Source organism: Shewanella sp. 11B5, from assembly GCF_002836795.1.
In the GTDB taxonomy this organism is placed as follows: Bacteria; Pseudomonadota; Gammaproteobacteria; order Enterobacterales; family Shewanellaceae; genus Shewanella; species Shewanella frigidimarina.
In genome coordinates this window covers 1-5,709 of record NZ_PJAP01000518.1, presented here as the reverse complement: position 1 = coordinate 5,709, position 5,709 = coordinate 1, and the positions used below count along the sequence as shown (strand labels likewise).

5 protein-coding genes are annotated in these 5,709 nt (G+C 41.9%); all 5 read left to right on the top strand.

Annotated elements, in window-relative coordinates:
• Positions 1-408: transcriptional regulator BetI (gene betI / locus CXF78_RS12215; RefSeq protein ID WP_102036941.1), on the top strand; the 408-nt coding region annotated here is incomplete at its 5' end.
• Entirely contained in the window at positions 408-1,874 is a 1,467-nt protein-coding gene (gene betB / locus CXF78_RS12210) for a betaine-aldehyde dehydrogenase (protein WP_102036939.1), read from the top strand. The genes betI and betB, both read left to right, overlap by 1 nt.
• Positions 1,875-1,888: 14 nt before the next feature.
• A complete protein-coding gene (gene betA, locus CXF78_RS12205; RefSeq protein WP_257984899.1) occupies positions 1,889-3,583 on the top strand; it encodes a choline dehydrogenase in 1,695 nt (564 codons plus the stop codon).
• A 235-nt stretch (positions 3,584-3,818) separates the two neighbouring features.
• Positions 3,819-5,036, top strand: coding sequence for a BCCT family transporter (locus CXF78_RS12200; RefSeq protein WP_011637406.1), 1,218 nt, complete (start codon positions 3,819-3,821; stop codon positions 5,034-5,036).
• Between the two features lie 27 nt (positions 5,037-5,063).
• Positions 5,064-5,709 (top strand): TorF family putative porin (locus tag CXF78_RS12195; protein ID WP_102036938.1); only part of this gene is annotated, 646 nt, incomplete at its 3' end.

The following is a 5,709-nucleotide window of genomic DNA, read 5'->3' as shown; positions in this document are numbered from 1 at the left end:
CTATTAGAGGAATTGAAGCAAGCATTACTGACAAGAACGTCAGGCAAAACATTAACCCCAATAGATAGGCTTTCAATGATCGTGGAAGCAAACTTTACCGAATTACAACGTTCAACAGCCGCGACAAAAACATGGTTAAGCTTCTGGTCCCAAGCGATGCACGATCCTGGGTTAGCAAGATTACAAAACATTAATAGTCAGCGGTTATACAGCAACCTGCTTTTTTCGTTTAAACAATTATTACCCAATGCCGCCGCTGTAAGTGCAGCCAAGCAAACAGCGGCAGTAATTGATGGTTTTTGGTTACGCAGTGCGTTGAGTGCCACCCCAATAGAAGATTTTAAACAAGCCCAAATTTTATCTAAAGCCTTTATCAAGGCTGTGATCGTGCACAACGGAGTAGAATAATGTCATCGTTAGTTATTTATCAAAATTATATTCATGGAAAATACCAATCAAACGGTACTGGCGAAACATTTGAAGTGATCAATCCTGCTACTGGAGATGTCAGCTATTTAGTTGAAGTAGCCACCGAGTCTGTGCAAAAAGCCGCAATAGAGAGTGCCAAAGCAGGTTTTGCTGTTTGGTCAGCGATGATGCCGATAGAACGTAGCCGCATTTTATTAAAAGCTGTTGCCCTACTACGTGAGCAAAATGATGAACTTGCTGCTGGCGAAGTATTGGATACGGGTAAGCCATGGCAAGAAGCCTCGGTTGTCGATATCGTTACTGGCGCCGACTCTATTGAGTTTTTTGCCGGTCTAGCCCCAAGTATTGAAGGCAATCAACAACCTGTTGGAGCGGACTTTTATTATACTCGCCGTGAGCCATTAGGTATTTGTGCCGGTATTGGCGCATGGAACTACCCGTTACAAATTGCTTGCTGGAAAGCAGCCCCTGCACTTGCTTGCGGCAACGTAATGATTTTTAAACCTTCAGAAGAAACACCTCGTGGCGCAATGCGTTTGGCTGAAATATTCACTCATGCGGGTGTGCCAGATGGCGTGTTTAACGTTGTTCAAGGTGACGGTAGAGTTGGCGCATGGCTAACCACCAATGAAGATATCGCTAAAGTGTCATTTACGGGTGAAGTCGGAACAGGTAAAAAAGTCATGGCCGCTGCTGCGGGTTCACTAAAAGAAGTGACCATGGAGTTAGGCGGAAAGTCGCCATTGATTATCTTTAACGATGCCGATGTAGAAAATGCGGTATCAGCCGCGATGTTAGCTAATTTCTATACTCAAGGTGAAGTGTGTACCAACGGTACTCGCGTATTTGTGCAGCAAGATATTTATCCGCGCTTTATCCAACGTTTAAAAGAACGTACTGAGCAAAACATCGTTTGTGGCGACCCAATGCACCCTGACACCAATTTTGGTGCATTGATATCACGCGACCATCAACAAAAAGTACTCGACTACATTGAAATCGGTAAAAAAGAAGGCGCCACCTTATTAACAGGCGGAACAGCATTAACGCCTGACAATGCACCTAATGGTTTCTTTGTGGCGCCGACTGTATTTACAGATTGCACTGATGAGATGACGATTTCGAAAGAAGAAATATTTGGCCCTGTGATGTCAGTCTTTACCTTTACTGATGAAGATGAAGTTGTTAAGCGTGCCAATAGTACTCACCTAGGCTTAGCGGCAGGTGTATTTACGCAAGACATTACCCGTGCACATCGCGTTATTCATCAAATGCAAGCCGGTATTTGTTGGATAAATGCTTATGGTGCCTCTCCTGCAGAAATGCCGGTTGGTGGTTACAAGATGTCTGGTATTGGTCGTGAGAATGGCTCTGAAACATTAAAAGCATACACCCAAATAAAAGCTGTTTACGTTGGTATGCAGTCACTTGAAAGCCCATTTTAGGAGTGACCCAATTAATGTCTACGCAAATGTCTCATGAATACGATTATATTATTGTTGGTGCCGGTAGTGCAGGTTGTGTATTAGCCAACCGCTTAACGGAAAATCCAGACAATAAAGTCCTGATACTTGAAACCGGTGGTAGCGACAAGAGCATTTTTATCCAAATGCCAACCGCCCTTTCAATTCCCATGAATACTAAAAAGTATGCATGGCAGTTTGAAACTGAAGCCGAACCACATTTGGACAATCGCCGTATGCATTGCCCGCGTGGCAAAGTGTTAGGTGGTTCATCATCAATCAATGGCATGGTCTACGTACGTGGTCATGCACGTGATTTTGACGAGTGGCAACAACAAGGTGCAAAAGACTGGGATTATGCTCACTGTCTGCCTTACTTTAAAAAAGCTGAAACATGGTCTTTTGGCGGTAATGTTTATCGCGGTGATAAAGGCCCATTAGCGGTTAATAACGGTAATGAAATGAAAAACCCGTTATATCAAGCTTTTGTTGATGCAGGTGTCGATGCCGGCTACTTAGCCACTGATGATTACAATGCCAGTCAGCAAGAAGGCTTTGGCCCAATGCACATGACCGTTAAAAACGGCGTACGTTGGTCTACGGCAAATGCGTACCTTCGCCCTGCAATGAAACGTCCGAATTTAACCGTGGTCACTCATGCGCTTGTGCATAAAGTGATTATGCAAGGTAAAACGGCTGTCGGCGTTCGTTACGAACGTAAAGGCGAGTTAATTGATGTTAACTGCAATAAAGAAGTGATTTTATCTGCAGGTTCAATTGGTTCACCGCATATTTTACAACTGTCGGGTATTGGTGATTCAAGCACATTAGCTAACGCTGGAATTGAGCAAGTACATCAATTACCTGGTGTTGGTCAGAATCTGCAAGACCACTTAGAGTTTTACTTCCAATTTAAGTGCTTAAAGCCGATATCACTTAATGGCAAAATTGATCCGTTAAACAAATTGTTTATTGGTGCTCGCTGGATTTTAAATAAGTCAGGTTTGGGTGCAACTAACCATTTTGAATCGTGTGGTTTTATCCGCTCAAAAGCGGGCTTAGAGTGGCCTGATTTACAGTACCACTTCTTACCTGCTGCTATGCGTTACGACGGTAAAGAAGCCTTTGCTGGCCATGGTTTCCAAGTTCATATAGGCCACAATAAACCTAAAAGCCGTGGCGCGGTAACGGTTGTATCAAGTGATGCCAAGGTTGCCCCACAAATTCAGTTCAATTATTTATCGCATCAAGATGATATTGAAGGCTTTAGAGCGTGTGTTCGTTTAACCCGTGAAATTATTAATCAACCGGGTTTAGATGAATATCGTGGTGAAGAAATTCAACCAGGCTTAGCAATACAGACCAATGAAGAAATAGACCGTTTTGTTAGAAGCTCAGTAGAAAGTGCTTACCACCCTTCTTGCTCATGCAAAATGGGTGAAGATGAGATGGCGGTTGTCGACTCTGAAACAAAAGTACATGGTATTAATGGTTTACGAGTAGTTGATTCGTCAATTTTTCCGACCATTCCAAATGGCAATTTGAACTCCCCGACGATAATGGTCGCTGAGCGCGCTGCCGATATTATTTTAGGCAACAAACCTCTTGCGCCAAGTTTGGCAAAAGTGACTATTGCTAAGCAATGGCAAACATCACAACGATTACAAGCGCCTAAACGACAAATTGATTAACACCCATTCGTCGATGTGTATTCATTTATGCACATCGGCAACAGGTTGATGGCCAACCTACGTTTTTGTAAATGGCCAATTTAGCCAAGTTCAATCTATCAGGGTTTAACTATCGTCAACACGATACTTAAGGCTTGAGGGCATTTTGCCTTTAAAAATTGTTCTATGGCATAAAAAACATACAACAAGGAGCCAACATTATGTTCGCACACACTATTCTCCCAGGAGTTAAATAATGACGACTTGGTTATCAATAGGCATTTTATTCACTTTTGCCGCTATCGCATTTGTTATTTATCGTTGGGGTAACATGCAGTGCATTGGTGTCACACCGGTGCGTAAATTTACCTTTATTGCCATTTTGTTCACTTCAGGGCTTGATGTTGGCTTAATCATGTTTCCGTTAACGGAATTTGCTGGTTATGCAGATTTAGCAACCAGTCCAGAATATGGATTTAGTAATCCGTTAGCCATAGAGTTTGGTTTTTGGGCCTGCTTAATTTGGGCTTTTTACTTTTTAACGTGCTTCTACTTCTGTGTGATTGAACCAAGAGTTAAGTACTTTGAAATTCCATTGATAAAGTTTATTAATAACGTGGTCATTATTGGTACCTGTGCCTTTACTGCTTATTTATTATTAACTAACTTACCGTGGTATTTACCGCAATTAGGTGATGGTGAAACCGTTGTCAGCAGCTTCTACTTAATCGTATTTATGGTTATTGCCGCCGCAGTGTATTCAAGTACCAGTATTCGCTATGTTCGTTACCTGAGTTTAGGCAGTACCTGGTTGTTCTTTGGTTTAATCGCTGTTATGTGGTCTGGTGCATTTTTATCAGACGATTCAAGTGTGGGTGAGTTCTTTACTACATTTGCGTTAATCGGTGACTACTTTGGCAACATCCATAACTTTGTGCTTCCAATAAACGATTACCACGAATTTTACCTATTCTGGTGGTTTGCATGGAGCATTATGATTGGTCAATTTACCGCACGTTTTGTTGGCGGAATGAAAACCTATCAAGTATTACTAGCCATGATGGTATTCCCTTCAATTCCAATCGCGATTTGGTTCACGGTTCTGTACTACTACAGTGCAAATGGTATTGATACATCTGGTTTTTATAATCTAGCAATGGTGATTGTAGGGGTAACGTTTGTTATTAACTCACTCGATTCACTGGTCCGTTTATATACAGATAACTTAAACCTTACGGTTGAACGTTTTGGTAAAGTACCTTATATCGTCGGTAATGTTGTGGTACTGAGTGGCTTAACATTGTTATTCAAACTAGACTTTTTACAAATTCAATGGGTCGGTGCACTGGCTATTGCCTTGATATTAAGCTGTTTCGCATACATTTTAAAATCGCATTACCGTAAAGTGAGAGCGATTGAACTCTCTCCAAAAGAAAATGAAATCGATTTCACTAAAATCGAATTAGCAGACTAAACAATAATAATGATCCAAGGAAAAATGATGAACACAACAATGAAAAAGTTAGCCCTACTAAGCTTATTTGCTTTACCGACTTCAGTAATGGCTGGTGAGTTAAGCACAACTGTTAATGCTACCTCTGACTATACCTTTAATGGTGTTAGCCAAACAGATAATGACCCTGCATTACAGGCTAGCCTAGACTACGCAGCCGATGACGGTTGGTATGTGGGTGCTTGGGCATCTAATGTTGATTTTGGAAGCGGTGATGATACTTGGTTAGAACTTGATTTTTACGCAGGTAAATATTTTGAACTAACCGACAGAGTGTCTGTTGATGCAGGTATTGCATATTACACATACCATGGTGATGATGCCTCTGATGAGTATTACTACCCAGAGCTTTACACCAAGTTTGGCTATGCTTCATCGCTTGGTCAGAGTGAATTGAACTTTTGGTATTCATGGGATTACTTTGGTGTTGATGCCGATCATTACATCATGATGGCTGCTCATACCTTTACTGTCGCAGAAGGTCACGACATCCGTGTTAGCTTTGACCGTTCAACGTCACTAGACGAAGACAAATGGGCATGGGACGGCGACAAGTCTTACAACCATTACCGTGCAGAGTATATGACAAGCTGGGAAGGTTTTGACTTCAACGTTGCCGTTGAAGATACCAGTA